This window comes from uncultured Holdemanella sp., assembly GCF_934754935.1.
Taxonomy (GTDB): domain Bacteria; phylum Bacillota_I; class Bacilli_A; order Erysipelotrichales; family Erysipelotrichaceae; genus Holdemanella.
This window is the reverse complement of record NZ_CAKVJB010000027.1, coordinates 1-19,981: the sequence shown is the minus strand read 5'-3', so window position 1 is coordinate 19,981 and position 19,981 is coordinate 1. Positions and strand designations below refer to the sequence as shown.

The window sequence follows — 19,981 nt, the reverse complement described above, 5'->3', positions numbered from 1 at the left end:
TTAAAAAAATGACACTTTTTCTGTTGAAAATAAGTCAGAATGAGTCAAGTCTGACTCAAAATGGGGTAAAAAAGCATAAAAAGGTGTCAAAATAAGAAAATTTGAACCAAAGCACATTAAAAAAGTAGTAAAATGAGTCAAAATCTGAAAATATGACACTTTTTCATGGTAAAATAGGATAAATAAAGTTAGGAGATAGAAAAAATGACACCTTTTAGTGCGGATTTATATCCAGTGAATTATAAAATGGATAAAGACTTATTAAGATTATTGTCTCAGGCAAATTCAAAATATACAGAATATAAGGTTAAATTACAGACTTTGGACTTTGATTCAAAATATTTTTTAGATTCTATTTTGTTGAGTGAGAGTTTAAAATCAACTCAAATTGAAGGAACGCAGATTTCTCAAGATGAAATGTATTATTTAAAGTATATGGAAGAAACGGATGATAATAAAGAAATTCAAAATTTAAAGAAAACTGTAGAATATGCATATGAAAAAATTAATAATGGAAAAGATATTGATTTTGAATTGGTGAATACGATGCATAGGCTTTTGTTGGATAGTGTTCGTGGTTCTAAAAAGAAGCCAGGTCATATTCGTACAACTCAAAATTGGATTGGGCCTAAAGGTGCGGGTATTGAGAATGCGATATTTATTCCTCCTGCACCAGAAAATGTATCAGGTTTATTAGAAAATTTGTATGAATATATGAATGATGAGTTTGTTGATCCATATTTAATTAATGTGGCATTATCTCATGCACAATTTGAAACAATTCATGCATATTCAGATGGAAATGGACGACTTGGAAGAGCTTTGATTCCTATTCAAATGGCAAGGTTTGAACAAGATAAACCAATATTATATATGTCTGAAATATTAGAATTGTATAAGCCTGCATATCAATTTAATCTAATGGAAAGTCGTAAAGGAAATTATTTAGGATATATCAAATTTTTCCTTCAATGCGTAGTGGATCAGTGCAATAACTTTATTTATAAAATGAATGAAATAGATAGAATCTACAAGGAAGATATGGCAAAAATGGAAACAATCCATAGTGCAACACTATATAAGATTATGCCAATTATTCTTTCCCAAGTTGTATTTACTAAAAAAGAATTAGAAGATATGACAGGATTATCGAAATCAACAATCAATCGTACAATTCAGAAGATGGAAGAATTAAATGTAGTCTCGTACGATGATTCGGTACGTAAAAAGAGTTATCGTTACACAAGTGTATATAATGTGTTTGTAGGAAAAAGAAATTATTAAATGAAAAATTGATATATTGATTACGTTTCCTCTGGAAAAATGTTAAATGATTTATAACATTCCCCTAGAAAAATGTAATTTTCTTCAGATATTCCCCTAGAAAAGTGTTAAATATAGTGGAATATTCCCCTAGAAAAATGTAAAATTAGATTAAAGGAGGGGATGTTTTGTGTATCGATATATATATAATGATTTAGTTAAGTGGAAAAATAGTAGCTACCGCAAACCTTTGATTTTAAATGGCGCAAGACAGACGGGAAAGACTTGGATTTTAAATGAATTTGGGAAAAAAGAATATAAAAATGTAGTTTATATCAATTGTGATAATAATAATGAAATGAAAGAAATGTTCTACGATTTTGATGTGAAGCGTTTGATCTTAAGTTTCTCTGCTCTCTCAAACACGCGAATTGAAAAAGGAAATACATTGATTATTCTAGATGAAATACAGGAATGTCCATTAGGGTTAACGGCATTAAAATATTTCCAAGAAAAAGCACCGGAATATCATATTGTTGTAGCAGGAAGCTTGTTGGGTATTACTTTACACCAATCAACAGGGTTTCCAGTGGGAAAAGTGGATCAATTAACTTTATATCCAATGTCATTTAAAGAATTCTTGTTGGCATTACATGAAGATATATTGGTAGAACAGATGGAACAACATAATTGGAAAGAGATGGATGTGTTCCATGAAAAGCTAAAGAATTATTTACGTCAATATTATTATGTTGGTGGTATGCCAGAAGTCGTAAAGTATTATGCGCAAACCAAGGAAATATTTCATGTTCGCGAAATACAAAATAGAATTCTTTTAAACTATCGACAAGATTTTTCAAAACATATACCTGGAAACTTATTGACCAAAGTAAATTTAGTGTGGGATTCTGTTCCTGCACAATTGGCAAAGGAAAATAAAAAATTCATTTACGGAATGTTGAAAAAAGGTGGGCGTGCAAAAGAGTTCGAGGATGCGATTCAATGGCTTGTGGATGCTGGCTTGGTGTTTCGAGTGAACCGTATTAATAAAGTATGCATGCCACTTAAATTCTATGAAGAGTTTAATGCATTTAAACTTTACTTACTTGATTTAGGGCTTCTTGGTGCAATGGTGGATGCTCCCGCAAAAAATATTTTAATAGGAGATAATGTATTTAAAGAATATAAGGGTGCTTTTACGGAGCAATATGTAGCTCAACAAATAGTGGCTTGTAATGTTACGCCAAAATACTATAATAATGAAAATTCTACAAATGAAATTGATTTTGTAGTTCAACTACAAAGTGTATATCCAATTGAGGTTAAGGCAGAAGAGAATTTAAAATCAAAAAGTATGAATGCATTATTAAATGAGAATGAGGATATGGAAGGTTGGAAATTTTCAATGTCTTCATATCGTACATTTAAACAAGTCACAAACATTCCTTTGTATGATGTGGAAGAATGGATATTGATGTATAAAGAAAAGATGTTGGAAATTTAAAACCAACACCTTTTTTGTTTATATATTTTCATTGATATATTCATTTACGCTTTGTTCGACAATATTGAAGTGAACTTCACCATATTGTAGAAGGGCATTATGGAAGTCTACATTGTCAAATTTAGATCTTAATCTAGATTTGGCTGTACTCTTTAAATTTACGATTTGAAGATATCCATAATAGTAAGATAAGAATACAGTTGGATTGTCTGCCAATTGATTATAAATACTTTCTAATCCTTCTGAACTAAACATATCGCCATATTCATTCTTAAAATCATTGAGTGACATACCATCATAATGAATGCTGATATCCATTAAGACAATGTATAGATTTGTAAGAATATTGTTTAGGTTATAGGCTTCTAACAAGTCTTCATTGTTGTCTAAATAATGTAACGACATGCTTTCCATGTAAGTGGCCCATCCTTCAGATATACCTAGATTGTTGTAGAAGAATTGAATTGGATATTTTAAATGTTCCTTGTTGTATTGTGCTTGATACATATGTCCGGCAATACCTTCATGAGCTAATGTTTGATAAAGTGTAAGACTGGATGGATCATCGCCATAATCACGTTTGTTGTAGCGCATTTGATAGTTTTGTGAATAATCCAAGGCTGGTGTAATAAAGTAGGCAACAATTCCACTGACAGATTGATCTTCTGGAAGAGCTTTTAAATCATATTTCATAGTTTCTACTTCTGGGAAATCCTTTTTATAATTCTTTTGAAGGCTTTCTAGAATTTGATTTACATCTGTAAAATCTGTTGAAACAGAATCTAATTCATACGCAATCATTGGATTGGCTTTATATAACTTCTGAAATTTAGTAATAGCCGAATTGATTGCGGATTGTGTGCTCTCTTTAATTGTAGAAATAGAGTCAGTCGAACTTGTCGCATTCTCGACTAATACTTCATAGTACTTCTTACCATTTTTATAGTTAGACAGTCCTTGTAGAGGCTGCACCTTAGATTGTAGTGAAATTAACGTGTCTAACATAGCCTGATAACTAGGAAAGAAACTTGCATCCATAGCTTCTTTGACTTGTGTTTTGTAGGATGTTGTTTTTTCTTCATCTAGATTTAAAGCTTCAATTGCACTATATAATGCACTTACAACGGAACTATCCTCTTTATTATTGATCACATCTTGAATATCTTGTGTAACAGAATCATAGTCAAATTGTAGTGTATTCTTATCTGCCTGTTCTTTTGTGTATTCTAATACATCATTTGTATAGCGAGGCACATCATTGATTAAAGTAATCAAATCTTTGATGTCTTGTTCATTACGTAAAATGTATTCTGAAAAAACGGAAATCAAGCTTTGGTGAAGTCCGCTCATTGTGCTCCAACAATTGTTTAGGTATTGAAATTTTTTATTCTCAGCTTTTAAACTCAATTCATTCTCATATTTCAATTCATCATAGATGGTTTGTTGCATCTTGTCTAAAGTACTGCGATTAAACTTGTTTAATTCTTTTTGATCTTCTTTGATTTCTTCTCTATTGTCCGTATTAAATTCACCAAGACTTACATCCACTTTACTTACGTCAATACCATAATCTTCTGGATGTTCAAAAAATTGGTGCATCGTTGTATAGTCATTTTCAGCATATTCAACCACTAATTGATTTGTGTATTTTGTGAAGTCTTTGTTTTCTTTAGCCGCAAACGTATTGTCTTGCATTGTAGTTGAACCACATGCAGTGAGTGATAATACGGTAAAGCTAATAAATAGTTTTTTGAATGTATTTTTCATTAGAATCCCCTTGTTTTCAAAAAAAGGACTGATTATTCATCAGCCCATGTAATTTTCTTGTTTTTAACACCTGCGATAGATGCCAATGCCAAAAGGTCATATCCCTTTTCTGCAATATAAGCATGTCCTTTTTGGAAAGCTTTTTCAATAACCATGCCAACACCGACGATTTCAGCTTGTGCCTGTGCGATTAAGTTTTCAGTTCCCTTAAATGCTTCGCCATTTGCCAAGAAATCATCAATAAATAAAACTTTGTCGCCTTTTTTCAAGTATTCTTTTTCAATACAGATTGGATATGTTTTATTCTTTGTGAAAGAGAAGACTTCCGCAAAAGCAGGATCGATCATTGTGCTTGGTTGTGTTTTCTTGATGAAAATCAATGGCACATTCAAACGGATGGCAGTTGCGAATGCTGGGGCAATACCACTAGATTCAATGGTTACTACTTTTGTGATGCCTTTGTCTTTAAAGTGTTCATAAAATTCATTTCCCATTTCATCTACTAAAGAACAGTCAATTTGATGATTTAAAAAAGCATCCACCTTTAATACTTCATCATTAATAAAATGTCCTCTAGTCTCGATTGCGTTTTTCAGTGCTTTCATTTTGCTTTCCTTCCTCTTTTCGTTTTATCTGTACAATAGTTTGTCCGATACGATGATTCTTTACTTCTTTAACATATACATCCATCAAGTCTAGACTGACTTTAAAATGTGAACCTTCATCAGGAATTTGTCCATAATGGTTTAGGATGTATCCACCAAACGTGTCGCAATCCTCGTCTTCTAATGAAATGCCTAAAGCTTTTTCAACATCTTCAATGTCAGCTTGGCCATAGATTCTAAATTGATCTGCATCAATTTGTTGGATTGGATCTGGCTCATCAATATCATCATCTTCTTGAATTTCTCCAAGAAGGGTTTCAATAATATCGTGTAAAGTCACGATACCAGTCATTCCTCCATATTCATCAAGTAGAACCGCAAAGTATACTTTTTTAATTTTCATTTCCTTCAATAAAACATCGGCCTTCATATTTTGTGAAATAAAGAAAGGCTGATCCATTGCTTTATTGATGACATTATCTTGTTCAATTGAATCTAAACGGAAATAATCACGTGTATCTAGAATACCTACGACATCATCATTATCCTCATCACATACAGGGTATAATGTGTGACGATTTTCTAGAATGGTCTTTTTCCATGTTTCTTTATCATCATTTAGATATAGACAAACAACTTCACTTCGATGCGTACAAATTTCTTCAACGGGTGTATCATCAAATTCAAATAAGTTTTCAATAAACTCCTTTTGACTTGGTTCTACTCCACCACCGTTGATTACTTCATAAATATCTTCTTCAGAATAATCTTCTTGTTCTTTTTCTACTTGGAAACGCAAGAAGAAAGTCAATGGTGTAAATAAAGATTGAATGCCTTTCGCAATGGACATAAATGGTTTTTCAAACTTGTCTAAATGTGTGTTCGCAAATTTTCTTGGTAATAAATCACCTAATAAAATATATACATACACCAATAGAAGTACGATTACATAAAGTAATGGGGCATGGATCATAGACTGTAAATAGATTACACTCATCACAATGCCAAATACTTCCATGCATAGAGATAGCCATTTTAATGTAGCTTGGTATTTATAAGCATCATCTTCGACTTCTTTGTTTGTAGAAACGATGCTGCTTGTCATTGAAAACAAGATGTTTAGAATAAATGTGAATAAAATTAAGATGGGAAGGTTCATATTAACCCTCCTAAACTATACTGTAACGGGACTGAATCATCCGGATTCATGAAACTATCACTCCTTCATTAATACCCATTATCATACACAATTTAAAGGCTTTTTTCAATGTGATAAAGAAAACAACCAGAAAAACCTGGTTGTTTAATAATTATAGATATTTGCTGGCATTATTCATTAAATATTGAATAATGGATTGTCGTGTCACAATGCCAATAAAAATTTGGCGATCATCGACTACGGGTACGAAGTTTTGTTTCAAAGATTGAGCGAACAATTGATCGACTGGAACATCGATTTGAACGGCTGGAGTAAAGTCTCCACGAATTAATTCACGAATTTCCATTTGTTCAAGATCTTCTTTATGAATGGAAGGATGGTCTAATAGGTACCAAAGAAAATCCCCCTCTGTAATGGTTCCTACATAAACGCCTTCCTTATTAATAATGGGCATTGCCGTATATTTGTGCTTGCGCATGAGGGCAAGTCCATCTTCAACACTGATATTATCATATAAATATTTAACACTATTTTTAGCCTTCAGAAAAAAGAATACATTTTCCTGCATTGTCTATCACCTCAGCTCTATACTACCACAATAATTATCATTTAAAAATCATACAATTATGGGAAATTGTGCAGAAGTGTGATAGAATTTTTGTAAAAGTGGAGGCAAGAAAATGGAACAATATAAAAAAGAGTTTATTGATTTCATGTTGGAATCTAAAGTATTAAAATTTGGTGATTTTACATTAAAATCAGGACGTAAATCTCCATTCTTTATGAATGCGGGTGGATATGTTACAGGTAACCAGTTAAAAAGATTAGGTGAATATTACGCAAAGGCTATCGTTGATCAATATGGTAAAGACTTTGATGTATTATTCGGACCTGCATACAAGGGAATTCCATTGGCTGTTGCGACTACAATCGCATTAGATCATTTATATGGAATGGAAGTTCGTTATTGTTCAGATCGTAAAGAAGAAAAAGATCACGGAGCTGATAAGGGAAGTTTCTTAGGAACAAAACTACAAGATGGTGATCGTGTAGTTATGATCGAAGATGTTACGACATCTGGAAAATCAATGGAAGAAACAGTACCAAAGGTTCGTGGTGCAGCAAATGTTGAAATCGTTGGATTGATGGTTTCTTTAAATCGTAACGAAAAGGGAAAAGGTGAAAAAACTGCATTAACAGAAGTTAGTGAATTATATGGTTTCCCAACTGCAGCAATCGTGTCAATGCCAGAAGTAATTGAATATTTAGGAGATAAATTAGATCCTGAATTAAAATCTAGAATTGATGCATACTATGAAGAATATGGAGCTAAGGAATAGAGTCGAAAGATTCTATTCTTTTTTATTCACTTTGCGCATTGCGGTATATTTTTGACTAAAATACTTTGCGCACTGCGGTATGTATGTTGATAAATGCTTTATATAAAGTAAATTTATATGTATTAATTTTCTTGCATCAAAATACAATGTTTTGCGTTACATTTACCCCGTTCTGAATTAAAATATAAGTAGATAGTGCAGTATATAAAAGCGAGGTGGTGGGGTATAAAATATGCTGTACCATTACTTACAAAAAGTTTAAAAATTTGGTAAAATATCTACAACAACGAGTCTTCTTACGGGATATAAATCCAGTTGTAGAAGGCTCGATTTTTGTATATTAGGAGGTATCATATGATAATTACAATTACACGTGAATTTGGAAGTGGCGGAAGAACCATTGCCAAGAAATTAGCTGAGAAATTAGGCTATGCTTATTATGATTATGAAATTGTGCAACAAATTGCACAAGAAAGTGGCTTTGCGAAAGAGTACATTGAAGAAAATGGGGAAGATGCAACTAGTACAAGCACATTTGGCTTTATCTGGAATAATTATGGATATAACTTATCAGACGAATTGTATATTGCCCAGAGAAATGTCATTTGTGAATTGGCTGATAAAGGTAATTGCGTTATTGTAGGAAGATGTTCAGACTATATTCTTCGTGATCGTAAAGACGTATTGAATGTATTTATTCATGCTGATTTTGAATATCGAAAGAATCGTGTTGTATCGGTTTATGGACAAAATGAATTTGCGCCAGACAAACGAATCAAGGACAAAGATAAACGTCGTATTGCTTACTATAAATATTACACAGATCGTAAATGGGCCGATGCCAAAAACTATCAATTGTGCTTAGACAGTGGTGTTTTGGGTATTGATAAATGTGTAGAATTAATTGAAAAAGCTATGTAATTTTACTTTGACAAATTTAAAAAATAAAAATATAATCACTTAGAAACGAGTGGCAGAAACAGCGTAAATCCAGTTTCTGCTACTTTTTTATATTTGATCGAAAGTGTGTTGCTCAAAAGCGTAAGTCCAGCTTATGTGAACAATGCACTTTTTTTGTGTTTTAGGGAGGTAAAGAATGGAAGAAAACAACAAAATGAAAAATGAGCCAGTCAATAAGTTGATGCTTCAAATGGGTGTGCCTATGATTTTATCTATGGCACTACAAGCTGTCTATAATATTGTAGACAGTGCCTTTGTAGGAAATATGAAAGAAGGAAGTGAAGCCGCATTAAATGCACTTACCTTAGTATTTCCTATTCAGATGTTGATGGTGGCCTTGGCCATTGGTACAGGTGTTGGAGTCAATGCCTTGCTCGCAAGAACTTTAGGACAAAGAAATCGTGAAAAAGCAGCTCATGTTGCAGGCAACGGTTTATTTTTAGCAACAGCGATTTACATTATTTGTGTATTGTTTGGGTTGTTTGGCATTAAAACCTATATATCTTCTCAAACAAGTGATGCCCTTGTATTATCAATGAGTATTGATTATCTAAGGATTTGTTGCCTATTATCCTTTGGCGTTGTGTTCTTTTCGATATTTGAAAAGCTACTTCAAGCTACAGGACGATCACTATATTCTACAATAGGACAAGTTACAGGAGCTGTAATCAACATGGTACTAGATCCCATTTTGATCTATGGATTGAATTTAGGTGTACAAGGAGCGGCTTATGCGACAGTCATTGGACAAATTCTTTCGGCTTTATTATTAGTTATATTCCATATTCGTTTGAATAAAGAATTTGATCATGGTTTAAAATACACAAAACCCAATAAACGAATCTTTAAAGAAATCTATTCGATTGGACTACCAGCCATTATTGCGCAGGCACTGATGTCATTCATGGTCTATGCGATGAATTTAATTCTTAAATTTGATCCATCCGCACAAACAGCCTATGGTCTTTTCTATAAGGTGCAACAATTTGTTTTGTTTATGGCATTTGGTTTAAGAGATGCGATTACACCCATCATTGCCTTTTCGTATGGTATGCAAAACAAGAAGCGTGTTAAAGATGGAATTAAATATGGTTTAATATATACTATCGTATTAATGGCTTTAGGAACTCTAATTACAGAATTATTCCCTAATTTCTTTGCGACACTATTTAATGCAGGACAATCTAGAATGTATTTCATCAGCGCTGTTCGAATCATTTCCATCAGTTTTGCGTTTGCAGGTGTGAATATCGCATTTCAAGGAGTGTATCAAGCTTTAAATGGAGGTATGGAATCTTTAGTTGTTTCCTTGCTTAGACAAGCCGTTTTGATTCTTCCTTTGGCATGGGGATTTTCGATGCTTGTCATTCAATATGGAATGGACGTATCTTTGATTTGGTACGCATTTGTGATTACAGAAGTTTTATCTTGCTTAGTTGGATGGGTATTTTTAAGGCAAATCGAGAAAAAGAAGATGGTGTTTGATTAAGGTCAAACACTTTTTCTTTTGTGTGGTGTATAATAAGATACATACGGAGGAAACATATGGAACAAGATTCTCTATTTTCAATACAAGAAGATACAAGGCCATTAGCCGATCGTATGCGTCCTGAAACATTAGATGAATATGTGGGACAAAAACAGCTTGTTGCCAAAGGAAATCTTTTGTGGCAAATGATTGAACATGATCAAGTGACATCCATGATTTTCTGGGGGCCGCCTGGAGTCGGAAAAACGACGTTGGCACGTATCATTGCCCATCAAACAAAGAGTTATTTTGTAGATTTTTCTGCGGTAACGAGTGGTATAAAAGAAATCAAGGAAGTCATGAAGCAGGCGGATACGCGAAGAGCTTTAGGACAAAAAACAATATTATTCGTAGATGAAATCCATCGTTTTAATAAGGCTCAACAAGATGCGTTTTTACCCTATGTGGAAAAAGGAAGTATCATTCTAATTGGGGCTACAACAGAAAATCCAAGTTTTGAAATCAATTCTGCCCTTTTATCTCGGTGTAGAGTATTTGTACTAAACAGTTTGAATACAGATGATTTAAAGGATTTGATTATTCGTGCTATTTCCAGCTCAAAAGGTTTAGGCAATTTTAAAATACATATTACGGATGAAGATATAGAGGCGATTGCCGCATTTTCAGGTGGAGATGCCCGCTTTTGTTTAAATACACTAGAGATGGTTGTTTATAATAGTCCAAGTGAATTGGATGGAATTCATGTTTCACAGGATATTTTGAAGCAGTGCCTTCAAAAAAGGTCGTTATTATATGATAAAAAAGGGGAGGAACACTATAATATTATTTCTGCTCTACATAAAAGTGTACGAAACTCCGATGTACAGGCTGCAGTATATTGGTTAGCACGTATGTTAGAGGCTGGAGAAGATCCTTTATATATCGCAAGAAGACTCGTTCGTATGGCCAGTGAAGATATTGGTATGGCAGATTCTAGAGCCTTAGAAATCTGTGTGGCTGCCTATCAAGCATGTCACTATTTAGGTGTTCCAGAATGTAATGTACATTTAACGCATGCAGCTGTTTATTTGGCATTAGCTCCAAAATCAAACGCTTTAGAAGTGGCTTATAATACGGCAAAGATTGATGCGTTAAAAACATTAGATCAGCCAGTGCCTTTACATATTCGTAATGCGCCAACAAAGCTAATGAAAGATTTAGGCTATAATAAAGGATATGAGTATTCACATGATTATGAATATCACATGACGGATATGCAGTGTCTTCCAGATGCGCTAGTTGGTAAGGAATATTATGTACCAAGTGATCAGGGTTCTGAAGTTAAGGTGCGTAATCGTCTTGCGCAGATTCAACAAATCAAGGCCATGGTGCATAGAAATCGTATGATGAAGAAAAAATAGTTGAAAAAAGATATAAGATGGAATAGTGTATTTTATGAAATAAAGGAGTGTTAAAGTGGAAACCACTTTATAAGATACAAAACTTGGAGGATTACATGAAAATAGAAATTCATAGTTTACAAGAAACACAGGAATTTGCTACAAAAATGGCAGATCTTTGTAGAAATAAACAATTAGTCATTACATTAGATGGAGATTTGGGTGCAGGTAAAACAACTTGGACAAAAAGCTTTGGGAAAGCTTTGGGTGTAAAGAATGTGATTAATTCACCAACCTTCACAATTTTAAAGGATTATAAACAAGAAGGTGGTGTACCTTTCCATCATATAGATGCATATCGTTTGGAAGGAAAATGTCAGGACTTAGGTTTTGAAGATTGTTTTGATGAAGGAATTACTGTAGTAGAATGGTCGGAATTTATTGAGGATCAATTGCCACAAGACCACATTAAAATTTCTTTTGAAGAAGGTATCGATGAAAATCGTACAGTGACATTGGAATATACGGGTCCTGTATCAAAGAGTATTGTGGAGGCATATCATGATTAGTTTATGTATGGATAGTGCTTATAAAGCATTAGTATTAGGTTTATATAAAGATGGAACATTGATTGATGGTGTATCTATTGAAGCATTTAAAAAACAAAGTGAAACGATTTTTGTGGAATTAAATCAATTGTTTGAAAAGAACAGTTTAGACTATAAAGACGTTGATGAAGTGATTATCACAGATGGTCCTGGATCTTATACAGGTATTCGTATTGCGATGACAATTGCGAAAGTATTCTGTACACAAATGCATAAAACATTAAAGTGCATTAGTACCATGCAGTTGTTTGCTGGAATGGATGAAAGTGCAAACGTTATTTTGGATGCGCGCAGCAAAAGAGCGTATGTAGCACACTTAGAAAAGGGTGTTGTGGTTGGTGAAACACAAATTTTAGAAGTTGATCAATTAGAAGATTTCTTAAATGAACATCCTGGAACATTATATGGGGATGGATATTTAGTGAATCAAGAAGCTGCAAGTTGTGATTTCTTGAAGAATTTTATTGAAGTACCAAGTCGTACAATTGAAAATGTACATGCCTTAGTTCCACAATATTTAAAAGAAAGTGATGCCTATAAAGCATGATTTTTAAAGAAATGAAAGACACGGATCTAGTTCGTGTTTTAGAACTTGAACAAGCATGTTTCAAACAGCCTTGGCTCGAAAAAGACTGTTTATATGAATTGAATGAGAATCCTTTTTCTCATGGTTGGATCTTAGAAGATGAAGATACAATTGTAGGCTATGCGTTTTTGTGGGAAACTTTTGAAATGGCGCAGTTAGCTCGTATTGGAGTCGATCCAAACTTAAGAAAAAGAGGATATGGAAAAGAATTAATGATGCATTTGTTTGATCGAGCTAGAGAAGTAGCTTGTGAATTTATGACATTAGAAGTTCGTGCCAGTAATGAGGCAGCATTGAATTTATACAAGAAAATGGGCTTTATTCAAGTCAATGTATCTAAGAGTTATTATCCGGATGGAGAAGATGCCATTGTGATGACATTGGCATTGTAGGAGGATTGTATGATTATTATCGGAATTGAAAGTAGTTGTGATGAAACAGCCGTTGCGGTTGTCAAAGATAAAAAGGAAGTATTATCAAGTGTAGTCGCAAGCCAAATTGATGTGCATACAGAATTTGGTGGGGTCGTACCCGAAGTTGCGAGTCGTATTCATGTAGAAAACATTTCGTATTGTATTGAAAAAGCATTGAAGGATGCCAATATCACTATGGAAGATGTGGATGCGGTTGCCGTTACGCGGGGGCCTGGCTTAATTGGATGTTTACACGTTGGTGTGCAAGCCGCAAAGACTTTGGCTTTTGCCTACCATAAACCATTGGTTCCTGTACATCATTTGGCTGGACACATTTATGCCAATGAATTAGTTGTGGATATGAAATATCCTGTGTTAGCACTTGTTGTTTCTGGTGGAAATACTGAACTTGTTTATATGAAGGATGAGACTAGTTTTGAAATCTTAGGGGAAACGCAGGACGATGCGATTGGAGAAGCCTTTGATAAGGTGGCTCGTGTATTGGGTCTTGGATATCCTGGTGGTCCTAAAATTGATAAATTGGCAAAAGAAGGAAAGCCTGTGTATGAACTGGCAAAACCTAAGACACAAGGTCGTTATGACTTTAGTTTTTCTGGATTGAAGAGTAGTGTTTTACAATTCACAAAGCGCATGGAAAGACAAGGAAAGACATTTGATATGGCTGATTTAGCTTGTTCATTCCAAGAATGTGCGTTGGATGAAATTTTCTCTCGTGTAAGAGCGGTATTAGATGATCATAAAGATATTCGTCATTTCGTTGTAGGTGGTGGAGTTAGTGCTAACTCTAGACTTCGTGAAAAGGTAGAAGAATTAAGAAATGAATATCCAGAAGTGGAATTTACGGTACCTCCAATGTATTGTTGTACAGACAATGCGAGTATGATCGGTGTGGCTGGAACGATCGCATATCTTTCTGGTAGAAGAGCAGATGCAAGCTTGACTGCCGATTCAAGTTTAGAAATCCAATAGGAGGTTTTTATGCAGGAATTACGTTTACTTCAAAAAAAAGATTTAGAGAGTATATATCCAATCTATGTACATTATGTAAAGACAAGTGTGGCTATATTTGATCTTGTGCCAGATTCTTTTGATGTGTTTAAAGAACACATGATGGAAATCGCAAAAACGAATCCATTTTATGTAGCACTTAATGATGATATTTTAATTGGCTATGGATATGTGCATCCTGCTTTTTCGAAGGAAGCGTATAAGTATTGTATAGAACTTACTATTTATTTTAAAGAAGGAAAACATTATGGTTTGCCTTCAAAAATGTTAGATCAGCTTGAAGCAGATTGTAGAAAGCTGAACATGCGTTGGATCATTTCATGTATTACAGATTCGAATGAAGAAAGTATTGCCTTTCATAAAAAACATGGCTTTACATGGTATGGAGCACTGCCTTCTTGTGGCATGAAATTTGATGTGTGGCATGGTGTGATTTGGCTTTGTAAGAGATTGGATGAGGTTAAAAAGGATTTTTCTTGTGCAAGTAATGCAACCATCTTAGGTAATGTTTCAATTGGCAAAGGTTCAAGTGTTTGGTATAACGCAGTGATTCGTAGTGAAGAAGAAACGATTGAAATTGGGCAAGAAACCAATATTCAAGATCAGTGTGTTTTGCATACGGATAGTGGATATCCACTTCAGATTGGTAATCGTGTAACGATTGGTCATGGGGCCATTGTGCATGGTTGTACGATTGAGGATGAGGTGCTTATTGGTATGGGGGCTACTATTTTAAATGGAGCTCATATTGGAAAGCATAGTATCATTGGTGCGGGTTGTGTTGTGCCTGAAAATATGGTGATTCCACAAAAGAGTGTTGTGGTTGGAGTGCCGGCTAAAATTATTAAGGAAGCTTCAGAATCTTCAATTTCTGATATTCTTTCAAATGCAAATCACTATGTAAAATTATCGAAAAAATTGGGTTAGTCATTTGGCTAATCCTTTTGTATATTGTAAAATCGATGTAGTGAGGTTGATTATGGAAAACTTATTGAATTATGTACATTTAAGAAGAGATATCGACTTTTCTATTCGTCCCTTTAATGAGGTGGATATGTTAGTATGTGCCGATCTATCTTATGTGGATTGGGATGGCATTGTGGAAAAGGATGAGGTTTCTTTAGAAGAAGCATGTCGTAAATATCTTTCTTTATATAGTGAAGAGGAATTAAAGAGTAAGTATACATTTTCAATGAATCTTCCGCATTTAATTGATGCATTACAAGATACGATTCGTTATGGAAATATAAAGTTAAAGAACTATAAAAAAGTCTATAGCGATGAAGATGTGATTCAATTTAGTGTGGTAACAGTTGTGTTGCCAGATGGTTCTCTAGTGCTTTCTTTTAGTGGTACAGATGGTAGTATTACGGGTTGGAAAGAAAACTTGATGATGACTTATAAGCAGAATCTTCCTTGTCAAATCTTGGCGAAGGATTATGTTAAAGAAACCATTGAGAATATTCCTGAAACGAGTTATTTGTTTGGATTGAAAAAGAAGAAGGTCTATCCAAAGATGTATTTAACGGGGCATTCAAAGGGTGGAAACCTAGCCATGTATGCGTATTTAAAAAATCCAGAATTACAGGGATATATTGAAGGTGTGAAAAGCTTTGATGGGCCTGGCTTTGTAGATGGTTTCTGGCAGGGGGATGAGGATGTATCTAAGATCACAAACTATATTCCTAAGGATAGTATTGTGGGTCGTGTTTTACATCATAGAGAACAAACAAAAATCATGGATGCCCAAGGTTCTGGTTTAGCGCAACATGATACACTGATGTGGAGTGTGGATGTAAAAGACTTTAATTATTGTGATGCACTCACAAAAGAGAGTGATGATTTACTGGAATATGTAAATAAGTTATTATTGGATCGTCCGGCTGAAGAAAAAGAGCGCTATTGTCATTTGATTGGAGAATTGTTTGATCGTATGGAAATTCGTACGATTGCGGATTTAACTGAATTTTCATTTAAACAGGCATTGTCTGGTTTGAAGGAGATTCGTCAATTGAATGCAGAAGAAATTAAGTTTATGTTAGAAGTTGTGAAATTTATTGCGGTGCAATCCGCTCCAATATTAGTGAAGGGAAGAAAGTAAAATGAGAAAAATAGGTTGGATTGGTGCTGGCATTATGGGCCAGCCAATGGTTATTCATTTATTGAATAAGGGTTATGAAGTGCATGTATACGCAAGACATCCAGAAAGGGTAGAACAAGCTAAAAATGCAGGTGCCATTTTAGAAGAATCGATTGTGTCTTTGACATCTAATGTAGATGTAATTTGTACAATGGTCGGTTTTCCTAGTGATGTTAAAGAAGTATATGATGTGATTTTTGGTTGTATTGAAGCGGGTAAAACTTGTATTGATTTTACAACTTCAAGTCCTAAGCTAGCTAAAGAATTGTATACAAAAGGAAAAGAATTGGGTGTTCATGTATTGGATGCGCCAGTGACTGGTGGAGATACAGGAGCTAAAAATGGTACTTTAACTGTATTGGTTGGTGCAGACAAAGAGGATTTTGAAACGAATAAAGAAATCTTTGAAGCGTTTGGAACACAAATTGAGTATTGTGGCAAGGCTGGTTGCGGTCAACATGTCAAGATGGCCAATCAAATTATGATTGCGAATACGTTACAAGGTATTTGTGAGGCTATGTCGTATTTGAATTGTAAAGATGTGGATGAATCTTTTGTATATCGCTTCTTGCGCAATGGGGCTGCTGGATCTAAACAATTGGAATTCCAAGGTAAGAAGATGTTAGAGAATGATTATGCACCTGGTTTTTATGTGAAGCATTTTGTGAAGGATTTAAAGATTGCACAAGATGAGGCAAATTTTCCTTTGTATGGTGTAAATCGCGTCATCAAAGAATATGTGGATCTAATGGATCGTGGTATGAGTGATTTAGGCACGCAGTGTTTGATTGAATATTTTAGAAAGCCACAAATTAAAGCAGTTATTTTTGATATGGATGGTTTGATGTTTAACACGGAAAAGATGTTTAAGGATGAGTTTAAAGAGAAGGCTAAAGAATTAGGCGTTTCTTGTCCAGACTATTTTCCAGAACCTTTAATTGGTTGTGATTCAAGAAAGGTTGCAGAGTTTGAAATGATGTATCCAGGTGTGACAAGAGTTATGGAAGAAATTCAGGAAGAGCGTGTGGATTATTTCTTTACATATTTTAAAGAGCCTGGTAGTGCCAATATGGTTGGTTTACAAAATTTAATTGAGTATATTGAAGAGAATAAGATTCCTTATGCGGTGGCTTCAAGTTCGCATCCGCAGGCTATTAAAAAGTTCTTGTCGCATGCAGGTTTTGTGTTAAGTCCAAATGTGATTGTATCTTCTAAAGAGGGATATAAATCAAAGCCGGCTCCAGATGTTTTCTTGGCTGCAGCAAAAAGATTAGATGTAAAGCCAGAAAACTGTTTAGTGTTAGAGGACAGTAAGCATGGAATTATGGCAGCAGCCAATGCGAAGATGCATTCCATTTTTATTCAAGATCAGATTGCACCAGATGACGAAATGAAGGAGTATATCCAAGAATCTTGTAAGGATTTAAATGAGGTAATTGATTATTTAAAGCGTTGTAAATAATTGGTTGCTACTTTATAATATTGTTTAGGAAAACATTAGGAGGACGCAATGAAAAAAGAATTAGTCATTGTTCTTGATTTTGGAGGACAATATAATCAGTTGGTTGCACGTCGTGTTCGTGAGTGCAATGTATATTGTGAAATTTATTCATATAAAACAGATTTAGAAAAAATCAAAGCTATGAATCCAAAGGGAATTATCTTAACTGGAGGACCAAATAGTTGTTATGAGGCAGATTCACCTACATATTCAAAGGAATTGTTTGAATTGGGTATTCCAGTTCTTGGCCTTTGCTATGGCGCACAATTGATGATGCATGTATTGGGTGGAAAAGTAGAAAAAGCGGATCACCGTGAATATGGTAAGACAGAGGTTCTTGTTGATAAGACTTCTTCTAAAATCTTTGAGGGTGTATCTGAAAAAACAATTTGCTGGATGTCACACTTTGACTATATTTCACAGGTAGCACCTGGATTTGAAATTACGTCTCATACAGATAACTGTCCTTGCGCATCAAGTGAAAATGCAGAAAAAGGATTATATGCTATTCAGTTCCATCCAGAAGTATTGCATACACAAGAAGGTTCAAAAATGTTATATAACTTCGTTCGTGGTGTTTGTGGATGCTGTGGGGACTGGAGAATGGATAACTTTGTTGAAGAACAAATTAAAGCGATTCGTGAAAAGGTTGGAGACGGAAAAGTTTTATGTGCCCTTAGTGGTGGTGTAGACTCTTCTGTTGCAGCTGTATTATTATCAAAAGCAATTGGTAACCAATTAACATGTGTATTTGTTGATCATGGTTTACTTCGTAAAAATGAAGGGGATGAAGTAGAAGCTGTATTTGGTCCAGAAGGTCCATATGAATTAAACTTCATTCGTGTAAATGCGCAACAAAGATATTATGAAAAGCTAAAGGGTGTTGAAGAACCAGAAGCAAAACGTAAAATCATTGGTGAAGAATTTATTCGTGTATTCGAAGAAGAGGCTAAGAAAATTGGAAAAGTTGATTTCTTAGTTCAAGGAACAATTTATCCAGATGTTGTTGAGAGTGGTTTAGGTGGAGAGTCTGCCGTAATTAAATCTCACCACAACGTTGGTGGACTTCCTGATCACGTAGATTTCAAAGAAATCATTGAACCATTACGTGACTTATTCAAGGATGAAGTTCGTAAAGCTGGTTTAGAATTAGGTATTCCTGAATACTTAGTATTCAGACAACCTTTCCCAGGACCTGGTTTAGGAATTCGTATCATTGGTGAAGTTACTGAAGAAAAAGTAAAAATCGTACAAGATGCAGATGCAATCTATCGTGAAGAAATCGCAAATGCTGGATTGGATCGTTCAATCGGTCAATACTTTGCAGCATTGACAAATATGCGTTCAGTAGGTGTTATGGGTGATGAAAGAACATATGATTATGCCATCGCTTTACGTGCCGTTAATACAATTGACTTTATGACTGCAGAATCAGCTCAGATTCCATATGAAGTATTAAATAAAGTTATGTCTCGTATTATCAATGAGGTTCGTGGGGTTAACCGTGTAATGTATGACCTTACTAGTAAGCCTCCTGGAACAATTGAGTTCGAGTAGAGATAAAATGAATAAAAGTGCCTTATATAAGGCACTTTTTATGCGTTTATAGATTGTTTTGCTACCAAATTGATACCAATAATATAGAGAGCGTGTTCCTGATGAGAAATTGAATGTATATTTTATATCTAATATTACCTGAATTATTCATGAAAAGATAATAAAAGAAGATTAGCCTTGTTGGTAGATCCAAATTGGCTAATCTTTTTCATTTTGTAATAGAATAATTGATTAATGTTCCTTTTGAATCTGTTAAAGTGACTGGAGTATTTAATCCCATTTTGATCGTTTGATTATTGAATGAAGGTCTTCCTTGAGGTGTACTTCGTAAACGATTGATTTCATTAACTTCATTTGAAATATTATAATTTGTCGTTCCATCCATATAGTATGGTTGATACCATGTGCCAGTAACAACCTGCCAGATCATGATTTGAGTAGCTACATAATAGTTTTCGCTTTCATGTCCTGGATAAGAATAACCATAATAATTAATTTCCTAAATAGTTTGTCGTTGTGTTTCACTTAGTTCATCCCATTTAGCACTATTTGGAACATAATCATTACCTGCTACAAACAATTGCATTGGCTCAATACAGAATACTGATGTTAGCATATAAATAGGACTAGTCAAAAAGAGAAAATTTACACCAGTGGTACAATAGAAAGAGGATGATTCAA

The 19,981-nt window shown here is 34.3% G+C and carries 20 protein-coding genes; 14 read left to right on the top strand and 6 right to left on the bottom strand.

Features of this window, described 5'->3' with window-relative positions:
• Nucleotides 1–204: 204 nt before the first annotated feature.
• The gene (locus tag Q0E86_RS08100; RefSeq protein ID WP_295756000.1) at nucleotides 205–1,284 is read left to right on the top strand and encodes a Fic family protein; all 1,080 of its coding nucleotides are present in this window, start codon (nucleotides 205–207) and stop codon (nucleotides 1,282–1,284) included.
• A gap of 169 nt (nucleotides 1,285–1,453) precedes the next feature.
• Nucleotides 1,454–2,767 carry an ATP-binding protein gene (locus tag Q0E86_RS08095; protein ID WP_295755996.1) on the top strand — a complete coding sequence of 438 codons (1,314 nt, stop codon included), beginning with the start codon at nucleotides 1,454–1,456 and terminating at the stop codon, nucleotides 2,765–2,767.
• Nucleotides 2,768–2,785: 18 nt separating this feature from the next.
• Here Q0E86_RS08095 and Q0E86_RS08090 read toward each other — a convergent pair whose 3' ends face one another.
• The 4 genes from Q0E86_RS08090 to Q0E86_RS08075 all read right to left on the bottom strand — a co-directional run bounded on the left by Q0E86_RS08090 (nucleotide 2,786) and on the right by Q0E86_RS08075 (nucleotide 6,866).
• Nucleotides 2,786–4,534, bottom strand: coding sequence for a DUF885 family protein (locus Q0E86_RS08090; RefSeq protein ID WP_295755993.1), 1,749 nt, complete (start codon nucleotides 4,532–4,534; stop codon nucleotides 2,786–2,788).
• Between the two features lie 32 nt (nucleotides 4,535–4,566).
• Nucleotides 4,567–5,139: a xanthine phosphoribosyltransferase gene (locus Q0E86_RS08085; protein WP_288518779.1), complete on the bottom strand. Its 573-nt coding sequence runs from the start codon at nucleotides 5,137–5,139 to the stop codon at nucleotides 4,567–4,569.
• Nucleotides 5,108–6,298, bottom strand: coding sequence for a hemolysin family protein (locus Q0E86_RS08080; protein ID WP_288518780.1), 1,191 nt, complete (start codon nucleotides 6,296–6,298; stop codon nucleotides 5,108–5,110). The genes Q0E86_RS08085 and Q0E86_RS08080 overlap by 32 nt, the downstream gene beginning before the upstream one ends.
• Before the next feature lie 151 nt (nucleotides 6,299–6,449).
• On the bottom strand, nucleotides 6,450–6,866 hold the full coding sequence (locus Q0E86_RS08075; RefSeq protein WP_288518782.1) for a CBS domain-containing protein: 417 nt from the start codon (nucleotides 6,864–6,866) through the stop codon (nucleotides 6,450–6,452).
• Between the two features lie 112 nt (nucleotides 6,867–6,978).
• Here Q0E86_RS08075 and pyrE point away from each other — a divergent pair, with 112 nt between their 5' ends.
• From pyrE to guaA, 12 genes are all read left to right on the top strand, one after another.
• A complete protein-coding gene (gene pyrE / locus Q0E86_RS08070) occupies nucleotides 6,979–7,638 on the top strand; it encodes an orotate phosphoribosyltransferase (RefSeq protein WP_117572121.1) in 660 nt (219 codons plus the stop codon).
• 354 nt (nucleotides 7,639–7,992) lie between these two features.
• Nucleotides 7,993–8,559 carry an AAA family ATPase gene (locus Q0E86_RS08065; RefSeq protein WP_295755988.1) on the top strand — a complete coding sequence of 189 codons (567 nt, stop codon included), beginning with the start codon at nucleotides 7,993–7,995 and terminating at the stop codon, nucleotides 8,557–8,559.
• A 175-nt stretch (nucleotides 8,560–8,734) separates the two neighbouring features.
• Complete coding sequence (locus tag Q0E86_RS08060) at nucleotides 8,735–10,087, top strand: MATE family efflux transporter (RefSeq protein WP_295755985.1); 1,353 nt, start codon at nucleotides 8,735–8,737, stop codon at nucleotides 10,085–10,087.
• Between the two features lie 56 nt (nucleotides 10,088–10,143).
• Nucleotides 10,144–11,487: a replication-associated recombination protein A gene (locus Q0E86_RS08055; protein ID WP_295755982.1), complete on the top strand. Its 1,344-nt coding sequence runs from the start codon at nucleotides 10,144–10,146 to the stop codon at nucleotides 11,485–11,487.
• A 95-nt stretch (nucleotides 11,488–11,582) separates the two neighbouring features.
• Nucleotides 11,583–12,035 (top strand): tRNA (adenosine(37)-N6)-threonylcarbamoyltransferase complex ATPase subunit type 1 TsaE, encoded by a 453-nt coding sequence (gene tsaE, locus Q0E86_RS08050; protein WP_040466346.1) that lies wholly within the window; start codon nucleotides 11,583–11,585, stop codon nucleotides 12,033–12,035.
• A complete protein-coding gene (gene tsaB / locus Q0E86_RS08045) occupies nucleotides 12,028–12,621 on the top strand; it encodes a tRNA (adenosine(37)-N6)-threonylcarbamoyltransferase complex dimerization subunit type 1 TsaB (RefSeq protein ID WP_295755979.1) in 594 nt (197 codons plus the stop codon). Before tsaE ends, tsaB begins: the two co-directional genes overlap by 8 nt.
• Nucleotides 12,618–13,052, top strand: a complete 435-nt coding sequence (gene rimI, locus Q0E86_RS08040) for a ribosomal protein S18-alanine N-acetyltransferase (protein ID WP_288518794.1) — start codon at nucleotides 12,618–12,620, stop codon at nucleotides 13,050–13,052. The genes tsaB and rimI overlap by 4 nt, the downstream gene beginning before the upstream one ends.
• 9 nt (nucleotides 13,053–13,061) lie before the next feature.
• Complete coding sequence (tsaD, locus tag Q0E86_RS08035) at nucleotides 13,062–14,063, top strand: tRNA (adenosine(37)-N6)-threonylcarbamoyltransferase complex transferase subunit TsaD (protein WP_295755976.1); 1,002 nt, start codon at nucleotides 13,062–13,064, stop codon at nucleotides 14,061–14,063.
• A 9-nt stretch (nucleotides 14,064–14,072) separates the two neighbouring features.
• Entirely contained in the window at nucleotides 14,073–15,029 is a 957-nt protein-coding gene (locus tag Q0E86_RS08030; RefSeq protein WP_295755974.1) for a GNAT family N-acetyltransferase, read from the top strand.
• Between the two features lie 52 nt (nucleotides 15,030–15,081).
• Complete coding sequence (locus Q0E86_RS08025) at nucleotides 15,082–16,203, top strand: Mbeg1-like protein (RefSeq protein ID WP_295755972.1); 1,122 nt, start codon at nucleotides 15,082–15,084, stop codon at nucleotides 16,201–16,203.
• Between the two features lies 1 nt (nucleotide 16,204).
• Nucleotides 16,205–17,704, top strand: a complete 1,500-nt coding sequence (locus Q0E86_RS08020) for an HAD-IA family hydrolase (protein ID WP_295755969.1) — start codon at nucleotides 16,205–16,207, stop codon at nucleotides 17,702–17,704.
• A gap of 48 nt (nucleotides 17,705–17,752) precedes the next feature.
• Nucleotides 17,753–19,300 (top strand): glutamine-hydrolyzing GMP synthase, encoded by a 1,548-nt coding sequence (guaA, locus tag Q0E86_RS08015; protein WP_117572157.1) that lies wholly within the window; start codon nucleotides 17,753–17,755, stop codon nucleotides 19,298–19,300.
• 208 nt (nucleotides 19,301–19,508) lie between these two features.
• Here the strand turns inward: guaA and Q0E86_RS08010 are convergent, their stop codons facing one another.
• Nucleotides 19,509–19,796: a hypothetical protein gene (locus tag Q0E86_RS08010; RefSeq protein ID WP_295756033.1), complete on the bottom strand. Its 288-nt coding sequence runs from the start codon at nucleotides 19,794–19,796 to the stop codon at nucleotides 19,509–19,511.
• Between the two features lie 3 nt (nucleotides 19,797–19,799).
• Nucleotides 19,800–19,981: hypothetical protein (locus tag Q0E86_RS08005; RefSeq protein ID WP_295755967.1), on the bottom strand; the 182-nt coding region annotated here is incomplete at its 5' end.